General features: G+C 29.6%; 16 protein-coding genes and 1 riboswitch. Of the genes, 3 read left to right on the top strand and 13 right to left on the bottom strand.

The features are described 5' to 3' along the window. Window positions 1–202: 202 nt before the first annotated feature. Both NSA58_RS05755 and NSA58_RS05750 read left to right on the top strand, forming a co-directional pair. Window positions 203–373 (top strand): DUF362 domain-containing protein, encoded by a 171-nt coding sequence (locus tag NSA58_RS05755; protein WP_039681388.1) that lies wholly within the window; start codon window positions 203–205, stop codon window positions 371–373. A 138-nt stretch (window positions 374–511) separates the two neighbouring features. After that, window positions 512–682, top strand: a complete 171-nt coding sequence (locus tag NSA58_RS05750) for a DUF362 domain-containing protein (protein WP_039681389.1) — start codon at window positions 512–514, stop codon at window positions 680–682. Window positions 683–747: 65 nt separating this feature from the next. On the opposite strand, the gene NSA58_RS05745 is transcribed toward NSA58_RS05750, so the two are convergent. Continuing rightward, window positions 748–1,380, bottom strand: a complete 633-nt coding sequence (locus NSA58_RS05745) for a redox-sensing transcriptional repressor Rex (protein WP_039681390.1) — start codon at window positions 1,378–1,380, stop codon at window positions 748–750. A gap of 116 nt (window positions 1,381–1,496) precedes the next feature. Between NSA58_RS05745 and abc-f the strand changes: the two genes are divergently transcribed. Next, window positions 1,497–3,410, top strand: a complete 1,914-nt coding sequence (gene abc-f / locus NSA58_RS05740) for a ribosomal protection-like ABC-F family protein (RefSeq protein ID WP_074080087.1) — start codon at window positions 1,497–1,499, stop codon at window positions 3,408–3,410. A gap of 24 nt (window positions 3,411–3,434) precedes the next feature. On the opposite strand, the gene NSA58_RS05735 is transcribed toward abc-f, so the two are convergent. The 12 genes from NSA58_RS05735 to hpf form a co-directional block, all read right to left on the bottom strand. Continuing rightward, a complete protein-coding gene (locus NSA58_RS05735) occupies window positions 3,435–3,782 on the bottom strand; it encodes a RidA family protein (RefSeq protein WP_039681392.1) in 348 nt (115 codons plus the stop codon). A gap of 19 nt (window positions 3,783–3,801) precedes the next feature. Further along, a complete protein-coding gene (tsaD, locus tag NSA58_RS05730) occupies window positions 3,802–4,818 on the bottom strand; it encodes a tRNA (adenosine(37)-N6)-threonylcarbamoyltransferase complex transferase subunit TsaD (protein ID WP_074080088.1) in 1,017 nt (338 codons plus the stop codon). A 2-nt stretch (window positions 4,819–4,820) separates the two neighbouring features. Further along, window positions 4,821–5,276 carry a ribosomal protein S18-alanine N-acetyltransferase gene (gene rimI, locus NSA58_RS05725; protein ID WP_052233172.1) on the bottom strand — a complete coding sequence of 152 codons (456 nt, stop codon included), beginning with the start codon at window positions 5,274–5,276 and terminating at the stop codon, window positions 4,821–4,823. Further along, on the bottom strand, window positions 5,266–5,982 hold the full coding sequence (gene tsaB, locus NSA58_RS05720) for a tRNA (adenosine(37)-N6)-threonylcarbamoyltransferase complex dimerization subunit type 1 TsaB (protein WP_039681394.1): 717 nt from the start codon (window positions 5,980–5,982) through the stop codon (window positions 5,266–5,268). The genes rimI and tsaB overlap by 11 nt, the downstream gene beginning before the upstream one ends. Beyond that, complete coding sequence (gene tsaE / locus NSA58_RS05715) at window positions 5,982–6,434, bottom strand: tRNA (adenosine(37)-N6)-threonylcarbamoyltransferase complex ATPase subunit type 1 TsaE (protein ID WP_039681395.1); 453 nt, start codon at window positions 6,432–6,434, stop codon at window positions 5,982–5,984. The genes tsaB and tsaE overlap by 1 nt, the downstream gene beginning before the upstream one ends. Window positions 6,435–6,649: 215 nt before the next feature. Continuing rightward, the gene (locus NSA58_RS05710) at window positions 6,650–7,258 is read right to left on the bottom strand and encodes an ECF transporter S component (RefSeq protein ID WP_074429897.1); all 609 of its coding nucleotides are present in this window, start codon (window positions 7,256–7,258) and stop codon (window positions 6,650–6,652) included. Window positions 7,259–7,362: 104 nt separating this feature from the next. Continuing rightward, window positions 7,363–7,482: riboswitch (FMN riboswitch) on the bottom strand. 99 nt (window positions 7,483–7,581) lie between these two features. Next, window positions 7,582–8,748, bottom strand: a complete 1,167-nt coding sequence (locus NSA58_RS05705) for an amidohydrolase (protein WP_039681397.1) — start codon at window positions 8,746–8,748, stop codon at window positions 7,582–7,584. Between the two features lie 16 nt (window positions 8,749–8,764). Beyond that, the gene (locus NSA58_RS05700) at window positions 8,765–10,909 is read right to left on the bottom strand and encodes a Tex family protein (protein ID WP_039681398.1); all 2,145 of its coding nucleotides are present in this window, start codon (window positions 10,907–10,909) and stop codon (window positions 8,765–8,767) included. A gap of 63 nt (window positions 10,910–10,972) precedes the next feature. After that, window positions 10,973–12,083, bottom strand: a protein-coding gene (gene prfB / locus NSA58_RS05695) for a peptide chain release factor 2 (protein ID WP_139045098.1) whose coding sequence is annotated in 2 segments (ribosomal slippage) — window positions 10,973–12,007 and window positions 12,009–12,083 — 1,110 coding nt in all. Because the reading frame shifts where the segments join, the coding sequence is not laid out codon by codon here. 14 nt (window positions 12,084–12,097) lie between these two features. Continuing rightward, window positions 12,098–14,827 (bottom strand): preprotein translocase subunit SecA, encoded by a 2,730-nt coding sequence (gene secA, locus NSA58_RS05690; protein WP_074429898.1) that lies wholly within the window; start codon window positions 14,825–14,827, stop codon window positions 12,098–12,100. Window positions 14,828–14,965: 138 nt separating this feature from the next. Then, window positions 14,966–16,318: a DNA recombination protein RmuC gene (locus tag NSA58_RS05685; RefSeq protein WP_074429899.1), complete on the bottom strand. Its 1,353-nt coding sequence runs from the start codon at window positions 16,316–16,318 to the stop codon at window positions 14,966–14,968. A gap of 227 nt (window positions 16,319–16,545) precedes the next feature. Continuing rightward, window positions 16,546–17,085 carry a ribosome hibernation-promoting factor, HPF/YfiA family gene (hpf, locus tag NSA58_RS05680; protein WP_039681401.1) on the bottom strand — a complete coding sequence of 180 codons (540 nt, stop codon included), beginning with the start codon at window positions 17,083–17,085 and terminating at the stop codon, window positions 16,546–16,548. Window positions 17,086–17,368 lie beyond the last annotated feature (283 nt).

Here is a 17,368-nt window from a genome sequence, read left to right as displayed (position 1 = left end):
TAATTAAATTTTTATATAATTTATAACTTTTTGAATAAGTTATTTTTAAGATTTCATTTTTATTTATTATCTATTTAACATGCTTAATAAGGTATTTCCTTTCCTTCCATTCTAATCTGACAAGTCTAAGTTTCTATTGTTATATTTGGTAAATTTTGCTATAATGAACTTAATTATAAGATAGTAAAGGAGGGGTATTACGATGGCTTATAAAATAACTGATGATTGTATAGCTTGTGGATCTTGCGCTGACGAGTGTCCAAATGATGCTATAATATCTGGGGACGATAAATATTCAATAAATGCAGATGAATGCTTAGATTGTGGTTCTTGTGCTGATGCATGTCCAAACGACGCTATAGTATCTGAGTAGCATCTACATAAAAACTATTCAAGATAATAAATTGTCTTGAATAGTTTTTTTTATATATTTTTAAGCATTGCACTTTTTTAGTAAACTTTGTTATAATAGTATTGCATTATAATTTTACATAACAAGGAGGACCTATAAATGGCTTACAAAATAGGTGACGCTTGCATAAGCTGTGGTGCTTGTGCAGATGAATGTCCAGTAGAATGCATATCTGCTGGAGATGATATATACGTAATAAATGCAGATGAGTGTATCGAATGTGGTACATGTAATAGTGTTTGTCCAGTGGAAGCTCCACAACAAGACTAATAAAAAAGCTATTCAAATTATTTAATAATTTGAATAGCTTTTTTAATTATAAATCATTATTTTTCTTATAGCTCGTCTTCTTTCATTAAATATGAAAGTGTAAATAAACTCTCAGTTAAGTTAACATTCTCTACTATTACTTCTTTAGAAACATTTAAATCAATTGGGGCAAAATTCCAAATCCCCTTTACTCCTGCATTAACTAATCTATCAGCTAATTGCTGAGCTCCATTTTTAGGAACACATAAAATTCCGATATCTATATTATTTGACTTTATATATTCTTCTATAAAATCCGAATCTAATATTTCAAAATCTCTTATTTTTAATCCAATTACTTTAGGATTAGCATCAAATAATGCTTTTATTTCGAATCCTGCATTTTTAAATCCTGAATAGTTAGCTATAGCTTGACCTAAGTTTCCCGCACCTATAAGCACTGCACTATATGACGTATCTAAACCTAATATCTTTCCTATTTCTTTGTGCAAGTCTTCAATGTTATACCCGTATCCTTGTTGACCAAATCCTCCAAAGTTATTTAAATCTTGTCTAATTTGTGAGGCAGTGAATCCAATTATATCACTTAACTCTTTAGAAGAGATTCTTTGTATATCCTTACTTAATAAGTCTCCTAAATATCTATAATATTTAGGCAATCTTCTGATAACGGCCATTGAAATATTTTTATTAGCCATTAGTCCACCCCCAGTATAATTATTTAGTTATTTTTATTCTTGTTAATAGTATAACACTCTTGATTATATTATATCAAAACATTATAATTTTAGATAGTTCAAGGAGGTATAAATTTATGATTGTTTTATCGTGTAATAACTTATATAAGAGTTTTGGAATAGATTCTATTTTAGAAAATATATGCTTTACAGTAAATGAAGGAGATAAAATTGGTATTATCGGTATAAATGGTACTGGTAAAACTACATTGATGAAAATAATATCTGGGGAATATGGATACGATGATGGGGATATATATACTTCTAAAGATTGCGAAATCGGATATTTACAACAAAATACTAACTTCCTTTCTAATAATACTATATTAGAAGAAGTCTTAGAGGTTTTCAAACCATTAATAGATATGGAGAATTATTTAAGAGAGTTGGAGCATAAAATTGCTGAAGAAGGTAGCAAAGATAACTCTCCTATTTTAGAAAAACTTATGAATGATTATTCTCATACTCTAGAGGATTTTGCTTCTAAAAATGGTTACGGATATAAATCAGAAGCGAAAGGTGTTCTTAAAGGGTTAGGTTTTAAGGATGAAGATATGGACAAACCCATAAATATTTTGTCTGGTGGTGAAAAAACTAGGGTACTTTTAGGAAAGCTACTTCTTAAAAAACCAACTCTATTACTATTGGATGAACCTACCAACCACTTAGATTCAGAAGCCATAGAATGGCTTGAGTTATTCCTTAAACAATATAAAGGAACTGTTATGCTAATATCCCATGATAGATATTTCTTAGACCAAGTTGTTGATAGAGTATTTGAGATTCATAACAAAAAATTAAAAACTTACAATGGTAATTACTCTAAATTTATAGAATTATCTAAAGTTGAAAAAGAACTTGAGTTAAAAAAATATGAAGACCAACAAAAAGATATAAAGAAACAAGAAGAATCTATAGATCGGTTAAAAGCCTATGGAAGGGAAAAACATTTAAAAAGAGCTCGTAGTAAAGAAAAAGCTTTAGATAAAATAGATGTTTTAGATAAGCCTGAGGCATATAGAAAAAAAGCCAAGATTCACTTTAACCCTGCTGTATCTAGTGGTAATGATGTTCTTCATGTGGAAGATTTATCTATGGCTTATGATGAAAGAGTTTTATTTAAAGGTGTAAATTTTGATATATATAGAGGCGAAAAAGTTGCTCTTATAGGTCCTAATGGTATAGGAAAATCCACATTATTTAAAATAATAATGAAAGAACTTACGCCTATTTGTGGTGATTTCAAGCTTGGAACTAATGTTAATGTTTCTTACTTCCATCAGGAACAAAAAACTCTAAATCTAGATAATACTATTATAGATGAAATTTGGGATAGTAATGAAAAATTAACTCAAACAGAAATAAGAAATATGTTAGGTTCTTTATTATTTGAAGACGAAGAAGTGTTTAAAAAGATTTCTACTTTAAGTGGTGGAGAGAGAGCTAGAATTGCCATCCTTAAGTTAATATTATCTAAGGCAAACTTCTTACTATTAGATGAACCTACTAACCATTTAGATATAGATTCTAAAGAAGTTTTAGAGGAATCTCTAGAAAGCTATACTGGTACTATATTTACTATCTCTCATGATAGATATTTCTTGAATACTGTTGTAAATAAAATACTAGTTTTAGGTGAAGATGGTATAACAGAGTATCTTGGAAACTATGATTATTATATTAATAAAAAAAGAGAAACTGAAGAAATGTCTGCCATTGTAGAAGTTGAAGAAAAAACTAAAACTCAGTTAAAAGATGAAAAAAGAAAAGAAAAAGAACAAAGAGAAAAAGAAAAGAAAAATAGATATAAAATTAAAAACATCGAGCAAGAAATAGAAGAAACTGAAGCAAAAATAGAAGAATTAGATCATCTTTTATGTCAAGAAGAGGTCTATTCTAATCCGTCTAAATCTAAAGAAGTTAGCTTAGAAAAAACTAATTTCGAAGAAAAGCTATCTTCCCTTTATGAAGCTTGGGAAGAGTTAGTATAAAAAAAGTCCCTTTCGGGACTTTTTCTATTTTACAGCTGCAACAACTGACATTTCTACTAATAATTGTTCTCTAGCCATTTTAGCTTCTACACAAGCTCTAGCTGGCTCATGCCCATCTACTGTCCATGCATCATAAACAGAGTTCATATCAGCGAAATCTTTTATTATATCTTTTAAGTATATAGTTATTGATAATATATTTTCTTTGTCAGAACCATATTTATTTAATAGGTCTTCTATTTTAGCTAAAACTCCAGCAGTTTGTTCTTTTATATCTCCCTCTGCACATACTTGTCCTGATAAATACATTACTCCATTGTTTATAACAACATTGCTCATTCTTCCATTACCTTCAAATCTTTGAATACTCATAATAAATTTCCTCCTAAAATTAAATTGTGTCAATTTTTAAATTTGGTACAGCATTTAAAGACATATCATCTCTTTTGCCATTTATATAATTATAATATCCTGCACAACCTATCATGGCTGCGTTATCTGTACATAACGATAATGATGGATATTTAATTTCTATATTATGCTCTTTTGCCATTTCAGATATTTTTTCTCTAAGTGCTGAGTTAGCTGCAACTCCACCTGACAAGGCAATTATTTTATAATTTTTTTCTAAAGCAGCTTTTATTGCTTTTGTAGCAAGTACTTCTACAACAGCTTCTTGGAAAGATGCTGCCACATCCTCTACTACTATTTCTTTATTTTTCATTTTTTGACCATTTAAATAATTTAGTACTGCCGATTTTAGTCCACTAAAACTGAAGTCATACGAATCATCTATATAAGCTCTTGGGAAATCTATAGCATTTTTATTTCCTATTTGGGATAACTTATCTATTATTGGTCCACCTGGGTATCCTAAATTCATAGCCCTTGCTATTTTATCAAAAGCTTCCCCTGATGCATCATCTCTTGTTCTTCCTAGAATTTCATAATCATTATAATCTTTAACTTCTACTAAATGAGTATGCCCTCCAGATACAACTAAAGTTATAAATGGTGGCTTTAAGTCTTTATGTTCAATATAGTTTGCACATATATGACCTTGCATATGATTAACTCCTACAAGTGGTTTATTTAGCGAAAATGCTAATGCTTTTGCATAAGAAAGTCCAACTAGTAATGCTCCCACAAGTCCAGGTCCATACGTAACAGATATGTGATCTATATCTTCTAATTTAATGTTTGCTGTATCTATCGCTTCTTGAAATACTGCATCTATATTTTCTATATGTTTTCTAGAAGCTACCTCTGGTACAACGCCTCCAAATTTTTTATGTAATTCAATTTGAGTAGATACTATATTTGCTAATACTTCTCTACCATTTTTTAAGATTGCAACTGCTGTTTCATCACAACTACTTTCCATCGATAACGTTATTATATCCTTCATTTTTACACCTCATTTAATTGGTTCCACATAATGATGGCATCTTCTTTATTATCACTATAATATTCTTTTCTTATGCCACCCATTTTAAATCCATACTTTCTGTATAAATTTTGGGCTACTGTATTAGATGATCTTACTTCTAAAGTCATAGCTACTAATTTACTTTCTTCACATAGTTTTACCATTTCTTTTACAAGCTTATCTCCGATTTTCTTTCCTCTATAGTCACTATGTACTGCCACATTTGTAATATGACCTTCATCTACTACAAACCAAACGCCCACATATCCTACAATTTTATTGTCCAATTCAGCTACTAAATACCTAGCTAAATCATTTTTTAACTCTTTTCTAATTGATTCCTTTGACCAAGGATCTGTAAAACAATTTTCTTCAACTATGTAAACTGAGTCCACATCGTCCTTTGTCATAGATCTTATTATTATATTATTTTCCATCTCTTAACCTCTTTTGCTTCTCTTCGTATTGTTCTTCTGCTTGAGATTTTCTTATATACATTGGATTTATATCATAACAATTATGTACTTCTATATTTTGTTCAAATTTATCTCTTGCTACAACACATAAACTACTTGCCTTCGTTATGTTATTTGATGGACATGGTATAGTGATATTTGATATAGCCTGTATTTTTTCTTTATATTTATATACAGCTTCACCTACTAATACCCATTCTTCATTTGTACTAGATAATTCTTCTAACAAATCATCAATTGGGATAATGTTTATTTCCTCTAATGCTTTGATTTTGTTTCCTTCAACTATGTATTTACAAGTATAAACTTGATTTCTCTGTGCATCTAATATAGAACATATCTTTTTATTACAAAGGTCCATATTAGCTCCTAGTATTTCTAAAGAATTTACACCTATTAAAGGAATATTATTTACATGAGCCATGGCTTTTGCCGTAGCCATTCCTATCCTAAGTCCCGTGAAAGAACCTGGTCCAACGCATATAGCTATAGCATCTATATCCCTTACTTCTATATCACTAAGTTTCAACATATTTTCTATCATAGGCATTAGTTTTTGTGAATGAGTTTTTTTAGTATTTATAGTATATTCACAAATTAATTTATCATCTTCTAAAACTGCTACATTTGCAGCCATAGTAGAAGTATCTATTCCTAATATTTTCATTATTTAGTCAACTCCTCAACTATTTCTTCGTATTTTTTGCCAAATGGTGTTAATACCATTTCTCTTCCATTTTCTTTATAATTTAACTCTATTTTTAAGTAATCTTCTGGTAGTATATCTTCAATTATATTTGCCCATTCTATTATGCATACACCTTCTGAATCTATATACTCATCAAATCCAATATCGTACATTTCTTCACTGCATCCAATTCTGTACACATCAAAATGATATAAAGGCATACGACCTTCATACTCATTTACTATAGTAAAAGTTGGACTTGTAATGTAATCCTCTACTTCTAAAGATTTAGCTAAACTTTGTGTCATTGTAGTTTTTCCCGCTCCTAAATCTCCTATTAAACAAATTATAGCACCTGGAAAAAGTAGTTTACCTAACTTTTCTCCAATCGCTCTAGTCTTATCTTCTCTATCTAAATAAATCTTTTTCATTTATATCACCATTAAAATCCTTTATTTATGTATCTTTAAATTTTATCTTATTAATTATTATTGTCAAATTATCTATTATTTAAGTCATTTCTTTCCTATACAACTAGATATTATTATATAATAACCTTCCCTTATAATAAAGGGGTTATCTATATTCTACTTTTTTTACATTAAAAAAAGAGCTTTATAAGCTCTTCTTTATTTTATAAAATTAATTATTTACTAAGTAATTTTTCCATTTTCTTAAACAGCGGCAATGTAACTATTGTCATTAGACCAGCTTTTACTATATTAAATGGTGCAATCATCCATATTACAAAAGTAAATAAATCTGTGACTCTTGGATTTATTACTGTACCCATTTGTACTATTTGTTCTAATGGCATACCATATACTGTTGCATATAAAGGCATCATTATATAATAGTTCACTATACATCCCACAATAGTCATTGCTATTATACCTATTAATCCTCCGAATAATACACCTTTTGTACTTTTAAATTTTCTATAAAATAGACATATCATTAATACATAAGATCCACCTATTACTACATTTGCAAATTCTCCCACTCCTCCAGTAGTACTAGCTGTTATTCCTTGAAGAAAATTTTTAACTACAACTATTACAAGTCCTGCCATTGGACCTAAAGACATCCCACCAAATATTGCTGGTATATCCGATACATCTATTTTTAGAAATGATGGGAATATGGGCAAGGGTACTGATATAAACATAAGAACATAAGCTATTGCTGATAAAATACCAACCTTTGCTATAGTTTTAGTAGATGATAACCCTGGTTTTCTAGCTGCATTTTGCATAATATAACCTCCAATTTTAAATATTTTCTTGAAATTAAAAAAACTCGAAGAATTAAAACCTTCGAGTCTTATGAATATTCAAAATGGATTATGGTGTATATCATAATTCTCTTCTCTCATCCAGACTGTACTGTCGGCTTTGGAATCTCACCAAATCATGCTACCTAAGTAGCTCGCGGGCTATAACCGCCGGTAGGGAATTTCACCCTGCCCCGAAGATCTTCTGTTTTTTTAATTTCTCACTTATATTATTATAATAATTAAATGAATTCATTATGTCAACATAATATTTTAGACATCAAAATCCAAAGTATGACTTAAGTTTATTTATTTTTCTTATAAACTATTTTTCCATCTATTATTGTGTATAATACATTACTATTTATTTCAAACGGATTATTGTCCCAAATAACTATATCTGCATCTTTTCCAACTTCAATAGATCCAACCTTATTATCTATTCCAAGCACTCTCGCTGGATTTATTGTTATAGCTTCCAACGCTTTTTCTGCTTTCATTCCATGCTTTATTGCTATCCCTGCACATATAGGAAGATATTGTATAGGGACAACTGGATGATCTGTCATCAAACAAACTTCTAAACCTGCATTTGAAAGAATTCCTGCTGTTTCAAAAGTTAAGTTACGTAGCTCTATTTTAGATCTTTCTGAAAGTGAAGGTCCTACTATTACTGGATATCCTTCCTCAACCAATTCTTCTGATACTAAATGCCCTTCTGTACAATGATCTAAAGTCAACCTTAAATTGAACTCTTTCGCAATTCTTATTGCTGTAAACATATCATCGGATCTATGAGCATGAGCTTTAAGAGGAATTTGCCTTTTTAGTACAGGTATTAAGCTTTCGTATTTAATATCATACTCTGGCTTACTTTCATCATCTTCTTCCAACTCGCATCTTTCAACTTCTTCTAGATACTCTTCTGCCTTTTTTAAATTTTCTCTAATTAAAGCCGCTATAGCCATTCTTGTTTGTGGAGTTTTATCGTCACTACCATAAACACTCTTTGGATTTTCTCCAAAAGCAATTTTAGCTGCTACAGGATTTTTTATTACCATTTTATCAATAATTCTACCAAAAGTTTTTATAGCTATGCATTGTCCACCCATTACATTAGCACTACCAGGAGTTGTACAAACCGCTGTTATTCCACCTTGAACTGCTTCTGTAAAGTTTCTATCCATTGGATTTATTCCATCAATAGGATTTAGATGAGGAGTCACAGGGTCTGTTTCTTCATTACCATCAGCTCCTTCAGCCCCCATACCATCTTCCCAAAGTCCTAAATGAGTATGTGCATCTATAAATCCTGGGAATACTAAGCATCCTTTAGCATCTATTATTTGAGCATCTAAAGGCGCTACTATCTCATTTCCTATTTCTACTATTTTTTTATTATCAATAAGAATATTACTATTTATTATTCCTTTAGTTACTGTATTTATTGTTCCATTTTTTATGAATATCACTTATTCTCCTCCATTATTAAAGCTTCATAGATAAAGCAACTCTTTGTTTATCTAAATCTATTCCAATTACTTTAACATCTACTATATCTCCAACAGAGCAAATTTCCATTGGGTCTTTTACAAATTTATTACTCATTTGTGATTTATGAACCAAACCATCATTTTTTATCCCTATGTCAACAAAAACACCAAAATCTACAACATTTCTAACTGTACCTTTTAATATCATACCTTCTTTTATATCTTCTATTTTTAATACATCCGTTCTAAGTATAGGTTTCATTCCATCTTCTTCTCTAGGGTCTCTACCTGGTTTCTTAATTTCTAAAATGATATCTCTTAAAGTAACTTCTCCAGTACCTAGATTTTCACTTAATTGTTTTAAACCTATTTTTTCTACTCTTTCTTCTATATCAGATATATTTTTATTTTTTACATCATCCAAAGAATATCCCAATATATCTAACATTTTTTTGCAAGTATCATAGCTTTCAGGATGGACACCTGTATTATCCAATGGATTTTTACCGTCTTCTATTCTCATAAATCCAGCACATTGAACAAATGCTGAAGGTCCTAATCTCTTTACCTTTTTAAGTTCTGTTCTTGATTTAAAAGAACCATTTTCTTCTCTATAAGTAATTATATTTTTTGCTACAGCTTTGCTTATTCCAGCTATATGTTCTAAAAGTGAGTATGAAGCTGTATTTAAGTCTAGACCTACCTTATTTACAGAATCTTCTACTACGCCGTCTAAAACTTCTTTTAGTCTTTTTTTATTTAAATCATGCTGATATTGACCAACACCAATGCTTTCTGGATCTATTTTAACAAGTTCTGCAAGAGGATCTTGAAGTCTTCTACCTATAGATATAGCTCCCCTTATGGAAACATTTATATCCGGATGTTCTTCAGCAGCAAGTTCAGATGCAGAATAAATCGATGCTCCAGCTTCATTTACTATAATATATTGAGTATCTACACCTAACTCTTTTATTAAATCAGATATTAGACCTTCTGATTCTCTAGAAGCAGTACCATTTCCTATCGCTATAACATCTATTTTATGTGTTTCTATTAATCTTTTTAATGTTTTCTTAGTTTGCTCTACTTTACCCTGTGGTTTGTGTGGATATACTATAGCTTCATCTAAGAATTTTCCACTTGCATCAACTACAGCTATCTTACATCCATTTACATAGCCAGGATCAAATCCCATAACTACCTTTCCTTTTAAAGGTGGCTGTAATAAAAGATTTTTTATATTTTCTCCAAATACATTGATTGCTCTTTCTTGAGCTAACTCAGTTAAATGATTTCTAACTTCTCTTTCTATGGATGGGAAAATTAATCTTTTATAAGCATCTTCTATGGCTGCAACTAATTTTTCTTTATTCTTAAAGTTATTTTTATTAACATATTGGTTTTCTATATATTTTAAAATTCTCTCATTATCTATTTCTAGCTTAACTTTTAAGAACTCTTCTTTTTCTCCTCTGTTTATTGCTAGAACCCTGTGAGAGGCCATATTACTTACTCTCTCACTAAAGTCATAATACATATCATAAACAGATTTTTCATCCTTAGCATTTTTTGTTACTATAACCCCATATTTTAAAGCATTTTCTCTTATATACTTTCTTATTTCTGCATTATCAGAAATTATTTCTGCAATTATATCGTTAGCACCTTTAAGTGCATCTTCTACAGATAAAACTTTTTTGTCTTCATCTATAAACTTTTCAGCCTCATAATCTATATCAACTATATTTTTTTCTAAAATTAATAAAGCCAAGTCTTCTAATCCTTTTTCCTTAGCTATTGTTGCTCTTGTTCTCTTTTTTTGTTTAAAAGGAGCATATATATCTTCAACCTCTTGTAAAGTATTCGCTTTTACTAAGCTTTTTAGGATTTCTTCTGTAAGTTTTCCTTGTTCTTCTATGATTCTTTTTACATCTTCTTTTCTAGATTGTAAATTTCTTAAATAAGTTAATCTATCGTTAAACTGTCTTAAGATAACATCACTCATTTCTCCTGTTATCTCTTTTCTGTACCTAGCAATGAAAGGTATTGTATTTCCTTCATCTATAAGTTTAATAGTATTTTCAATCTGTTCATCTCTTAGATTAAACTCTGATTTTAAAATTTGATTAATATTCAATTTGAACCTTCTTTCTAAAAATAAGGCTTAAGAATATTATCATTCTCAAGCCCTATGTTTTAATTATTTATTAATTTTGTTCATTTTTAAATACTCATTTATAAATAAATCTATATTTCCATCTAGTACACTATCCACATTGCCCACTTCGCAGTTTGTTCTGTGATCTTTTACTAATTTATAGGGTTGAAAAACATAGGATCTTATTTGGCTTCCCCAAGTAATTTGAGAATATTTACCTTGTATATCTTCTATTCTTTCTTTTTGTTCTAATTCTTTAAGGTGAATTAATTTCCCTTTTAGCATTTTCATAGCTGTCTCTCTGTTCATTAGCTGAGATCTTTCATTTTGACACTGAACAATTACTCCTGTAGGTATATGAGTTATCCTAACTGCAGAATCTGTAGTATTTACATGCTGACCTCCGGCACCAGAAGCTCTATAAGTATCAATTTTTAAATCTGATGGATTTAATTCAATATCAATATCATCATCCAATTCTGGAGTAATATCCACTGAAACAAAAGATGTATGTCTTTTTCCAGATGTATCATAAGGCGATATCCTTACAATTCTGTGAACACCTTTTTCACTTTTTAAATATCCATAAGCATTTAAACCTTCTATCAATAAGGTTACACTTTTAATTCCCGCCTCAGTATCTGGTAAGTAATCTAAAGTTTTAACTTTAAATCCTTTGTTATTTGCATATCTTGTGTACATTCTAAGAAGAATTTGTGCACAATCTTGAGCATCTAACCCACCAGTACCTGCATTAATAGATAATATGGCATTATTTGAATCATATTCTCCATTTAAAAGAGTCTTTATTCTTACCTTATCTAATTCATTTTGAATACTTTGGATAGATGATTCTATTTCTTTTTCAATAGAATCATCATCCTCTTCCATTGCCATCTCTAGCAATATCTCTATTTCTTCCAGTCCATTTTGTAAACTTTCATATTCTTCTATAGTATCTTTTAAAGATTTATTTTTTTGTAATATTTTCTGAGCTCTTTCATTATCATTCCAAAACTCTTGCTTTGATATTTCATTCTCTAACGACTCAACTTCTTTATTCAAACCATCTATGTCAAAGAGAAACCCTCAAATCTTTTAAATTTGAAGACATTTGTTGTAATTCTTGTCTATATTCTTGTTCATTTAGCATTGGAACCCTCCATACTATTTTCCGCAACAATGTTTGAACTTTTTACCACTTCCACAAGGGCAAGGTTCATTTCTTCCTACAGTTTTTTCTTTAACTACAGGAGATTTATCAGCTAAATCGCTTGGTGATGCTAATTTATCAACATCTACAACTGATTTTCTTTCTTTTGGTTGTTGCTCTATAGTTATATTGAATAAATATCTTACTGTATCTTCTTGAATATGCTTAACCATATCATCAAACATATCAAAACCTTCCATTTTGTATGCTATAACTGGATCTTGTTGTCCTAAAGCACGAAGACCTATACCTTGACGTAATTGATCCATTGCATCTATATGATCTATCCAGTGATTATCAACACATTGAAGAAGTATAATTCTTTCTACTTCTCTCATTCTTTCAGAACCTATTAGCTCTTCTTTTTCTCTATATATATCATGAGCTATTTCATAAATTTTATCGCTTAGTTCTTGTGTATTTAATTCTTCTAGACCTTCTACTTCTAAACTATCCGTTGGCATAAATAATCCATATAGATATGATTTTAAGTTTTCTAATTCTATACCCTTGTCTCCTACATAAGCAGTAACTGAAGAGTTAATAATTTCTTTTATCATACCTTGAACTTGCTCATTTATATCTTCGCCCTCTAAAACTCTTCCTCTTTCATCATATATAACTTGTCTTTGTTTATTCATAACATCGTCATATTGTAGTACGTGCTTTCTTATACCGAAGTTTCTTCCTTCAACTTTCTTTTGAGCATTTTCTATAGATCTAGTTAGCATTTTATGTTCAACTGGCATATCTTCTTCTAATCCAATTTTTTCTACTACACCTTGTATTCTTTCACTTCCAAATAATCTCATAAGTTCATCGTCTAATCCAATATAGAATCTTGAACTACCTGGATCACCTTGACGTCCAGAACGTCCTCTTAACTGGTTATCTATTCTTCTAGATTCGTGTCTTTCTGTACCTATGATTGCTAAACCACCAGCTTCTCTAACTGCTTCTTGCTCTTTTTTAGCTTGTTCTTTATATTTTTCATATAAATCATCAAATGTATGCTTAACTTTTGCTAATTCTTCATTTTCTGCTAATTCACTTTCTTCTATATGAGTATCTACTCTTTTTATCGCAGATTCAGTAAATCCTTGTCTCTTTAGTTCTTTTTTAGTTAAGAATAGAGGGTTACCACCTAACATAATGTCAGTTCCACGACCAGCCATGTTAGTCGCTATAGTTACAGCACCTAGTCTACCAGCTTGAGCAACTATTTCAGCTTCTTTTTCATGGTTTTTAGCATTTAATACCTCGTGCTTTATTCCTCTTTTCTTAAGAATTTGAGCTAATTTTTCTGATTTATCTATTGATACTGTACCAACTAGTACTGGTTGTTGTTTTTTATTTCTCTCTAATATTTCATCTGCTATTGCATTAAATTTACCATTTTCGTTTTTGTAAACTACATCTGGTAAATCTTCTCTTTGCACTGGCTTATTTGTAGGAATTACAACAACATCCATTTTGTATATTGATTTAAATTCTTCTTCTTCTGTTTTTGCTGTACCAGTCATACCAGAAAGTTTCTTATACATTCTAAAGAAGTTTTGGAATGTTATAGTTGCAAGAGTTTTAGATTCTCTTTGCACATGTAATCCTTCTTTAGCTTCTATTGCTTGATGTAAACCTTCTGAATATCTTCTACCAAACATTAAACGTCCAGTAAATTCATCAACTATTATAATTTCGCCATCTTTAACTACATAATCTACGTCTTTTTTCATTATGGCATGTGCTTTTAATGCTTGAGTTATATGGTGATATAGTTCCGTATGCTCTATATCAGTTATATTTTCAACATTAAAGTAAATTTCTGCTTTCTTTATACCTGATTCAGTTAAAGATGCAGCTTTTTGTTTTTCATCTATATCATAATCTCCGTCTGAGAAATGTGATTCTTTTTCTTCTTTAGTTTTTTCTTGTTCTGTTTTACTTGGAGCTTTTAATGTTAATACAAATGTATTTGCATCTGTATATAAATGTGTAGATTTATCCCCAGGTCCAGATATTATAAGAGGAGTTCTAGCTTCATCTATTAATATAGAGTCAACCTCATCCACTATTGCATAGTTTAATTCTCTTTGAACTCTTTGTTCTTTATGAATAACCATGTTATCCTTTAAATAATCGAATCCGTACTCATTATTAGTTCCGTATGTAATATCACAATTATATTGTTCTCTTCTTACTTCTGGAGTTTGTCCATGAACTATAACACCTACGCTAAGCCCTAAAAATTCATAAACTTTACCCATATCTTCTTTATCACGTTTTGCTAAGTAGTCATTTACTGTAACAACGTGCACACCTTTACCTTCAAGGGCATTTAAATACACTGGTGCTGCAGCAACTAAAGTTTTACCTTCACCAGTTTTCATTTCCGCTATTCTCCCTTGATGAAGTACCATACCACCTATAAGCTGAACATCATATTGTCTAAGTCCTAAAACTCTTTTAGATGCTTCTCTTACTACTGCAAAAGCTTCTGGTAATATATCGTCTAGTGTTTCACCATTTGATAATCTTTCTTTAAATTCATTTGTCATATTTTTAAGTTCTTTGTCTCTCATAGACTCGAACCTTGATTCCATCTCATCGATTTTTTCAGCAATCTTTTGGAAATTTTTTAATTCTTTTTTATCAGCCATGTTAAATAAACTATCTAAAAAACCCATTCTATGCATCTCTCCTCATTGTATTATTATACTATTATACATTTTAACATAAAAAGTCATGATTTAATATTAAATATTAACTTAATTATGTATAATCATACTTTATTATTATAGTTTTAACCACTCTTAAATATTTATTTAAAATTCATCATCTTTTGATGGTGCTATATATTCATAAGCCTGGTCATGGCTTAGTTTTTCAACACTTTCTAGCTTTCTATTAATCTGTCTAGTTCTAGTTCCTACTAATTTATCTATTTCTGAACTAGCTTGGTTTAATTTACTTTGTGCAGCATTTAATACTGTTTCAAATTTAGAAAACTCTGTTTTAACCGCGCCTAAAACTTTCCATACTTCACTAGAATGTCTTTCTATTGCTAAAGTCTTGAATCCCATTTGTAAACTATTTAAAAGGGCTATTAAAGTTGTTGGTCCTGTTATATTAATTTTAAAATCTCTTTGTAAATCTTCTACCAACTGCTGACGTTTAATAACTTCTGCATATAAACCTTCTGTTGGTAAAAATAAAATTCCAAACTCTGTTGTATTTGGTGGATCTATGTACTTATCTCTAATGTCTTTAGCTGATTTTTTGATAAATCTTTCTAATTCCTTCGATGCACTATCTATTGATTTTTGACTTCCTTCGTCATAAGCATCTATTAATTTATTATATATATCCAAAGGAAACTTTGCATCTAGAGGTAAATATATAGTATCCTTTATTTCATCTTTACCTGGAAGCTTTATTGCAAATTCTACAGTTTCTCTGGACCCTTTTTTCGTAATAATATTTTGGGCATATTGTTCTGGCGCTAAGAATTGTTCTAATATGCGTTCTAACTGAATTTCTCCCAAAACACCTCTTGTTTTAACATTAGAAAGTACTTTTTTTAAATCTCCAACTCCTGTTGCTAAAGTTTGCATTTCTCCTAATCCTTTATAGACTTGTTCCAATCTATCATTAACCATCTTAAATGATTCACCTAGTCTTTTTTCTAAAGTACTTTGTAACTTTTCATCTACTGTTATTCTCATCTTTTCCAGATTATTTTCTGTTGATTTAGTTAATCCTGTAAATTTTTCTTCTGTGACCTTGGTTAATTGGCTTAACTTTTCATTTTGTAACTGAGCAAGATTGTCCAAACTCTTCATCATATTTTCATTAAAAGAATTCAATGTATTCTCTAAACTCTTAGAGTTTATATCAAATTGATTTTGCTGAAGTGTAGATAGATTCATAATATGTCTTGATATAGATGATGTCAAACTATCTATAGAAACTTTCATTTCTTGTCTATTTTCTTGTTCATTCCTTCTTGATTCTTCTCTATTTGTATAAAATTCTTGTCTAAATGATTTTTCCATACTATCGAACTTCTTTTCCATATCTTCACTAAGTTTGTCTATATTTATATCCTTAGCTCTTGTACATACGAAGATATTTATGATTAAAAGCACTATTACTATAATAAGTAATATTTCTGTCAAAATATCAGCTCCTTTTCTTCCCCTATATTATAGACCTTTATATTTGTTAAATTTTTCATATTACATTTTATATAATAACAAAATATAGTTATTTACTCAATAATCTGCATATTAATAGTATAAACCTTTATTTATTTTTCAAAACTTAAATATATAATTTCTTAGCACTTAAAAAGGCTATCGATAAAATTATCGATAGCCTTGAATATTTTTAATAATTAATTATCTTATTCATGCTCTATTAATCCATATCCACCATCTTCACGTTTATATACTATAGATATTTCATCACTATCTATATTTCTAAACATATAGAATCCATGCTCTATTAATTCCATTTGTAATACTGCCTCTTCTGGACTCATTGGCTTCATATCAAACTTTTTACGTCTTTCTATTACTATATCTAAGCTTTCATCATCATATTCTTCTATTCCTTCATCCATTTGGAATCTAATACTTTCACCCTTAGATTGATGTTTATCTTGTAGTTTATTTTTATATCTTCTTATTTGCTTTTTAAGCTTATCATAAACAACATCAATAGCAGCATATAAATTTTCTTCACTATCTTCTGCTCTAATTATCGGTCCACTTATAGGGATAATTGTTACTTCTATTTTTTGAGTTGCTTTTTTTGCACTTACAGTTACTTTTACTTCAGTTTCTGGATTAAGATAACGTTCTAACTTACCTAACTTGTCTTCTATTGCAGTTTTGATTCCATCTGTAAGCTCTAATTTTTTTCCTGATATTATTACTTTCATAAGAACATCTCCCTTCACTTATGTAAAGCATGTGTAATTTTATACTTTACTTTGTGTATTAGTATTTATGCTTTAATAATATATTCTACATTAATTATCTTTCTCCTTTTTTTTTATTGTTAACTTTTTATTTTTTTATATACTGTCGTAAAAAATAGTTTTATGTATTTTTTTATTTACTTTTAGAATAATGTGGATTATTAATTAACACCCTTTGTGGATAATGTTGATAACTTTGTTGATAACTTTCATGACCGTGTATATTATCTAATTTTAATACTTT

It is taken from the genome of Terrisporobacter muris (genome assembly GCF_024621905.1).
Taxonomy (GTDB): domain Bacteria; phylum Bacillota; class Clostridia; order Peptostreptococcales; family Peptostreptococcaceae; genus Terrisporobacter; species Terrisporobacter muris.
This window is presented reverse-complemented; position numbering and strand designations above follow the sequence as displayed.

What these genes read in the sequence shown, in the direction of transcription:
- NSA58_RS05755 (WP_039681388.1), top strand. Translation starts at nt 203, where the DNA reads ATGGCTTATAAAATAACTGATGATTGTATAGCTTGTGGATCTTGCGCT.
- NSA58_RS05750 (WP_039681389.1), top strand. Translation starts at nt 512, where the DNA reads ATGGCTTACAAAATAGGTGACGCTTGCATAAGCTGTGGTGCTTGTGCA.
- NSA58_RS05745 (WP_039681390.1), bottom strand. Translation starts at nt 1,380, where the DNA reads ATGGCTAATAAAAATATTTCAATGGCCGTTATCAGAAGATTGCCTAAA.
- abc-f (WP_074080087.1), top strand. Translation starts at nt 1,497, where the DNA reads ATGATTGTTTTATCGTGTAATAACTTATATAAGAGTTTTGGAATAGAT.
- NSA58_RS05735 (WP_039681392.1), bottom strand. Translation starts at nt 3,782, where the DNA reads ATGAGTATTCAAAGATTTGAAGGTAATGGAAGAATGAGCAATGTTGTT.
- tsaD (WP_074080088.1), bottom strand. Translation starts at nt 4,818, where the DNA reads ATGAAGGATATAATAACGTTATCGATGGAAAGTAGTTGTGATGAAACA.
- rimI (WP_052233172.1), bottom strand. Translation starts at nt 5,276, where the DNA reads ATGGAAAATAATATAATAATAAGATCTATGACAAAGGACGATGTGGAC.
- tsaB (WP_039681394.1), bottom strand. Translation starts at nt 5,982, where the DNA reads ATGAAAATATTAGGAATAGATACTTCTACTATGGCTGCAAATGTAGCA.
- tsaE (WP_039681395.1), bottom strand. Translation starts at nt 6,434, where the DNA reads ATGAAAAAGATTTATTTAGATAGAGAAGATAAGACTAGAGCGATTGGA.
- NSA58_RS05710 (WP_074429897.1), bottom strand. Translation starts at nt 7,258, where the DNA reads ATGCAAAATGCAGCTAGAAAACCAGGGTTATCATCTACTAAAACTATA.
- secA (WP_074429898.1), bottom strand. Translation starts at nt 14,827, where the DNA reads ATGGGTTTTTTAGATAGTTTATTTAACATGGCTGATAAAAAAGAATTA.
- hpf (WP_039681401.1), bottom strand. Translation starts at nt 17,085, where the DNA reads ATGAAAGTAATAATATCAGGAAAAAAATTAGAGCTTACAGATGGAATC.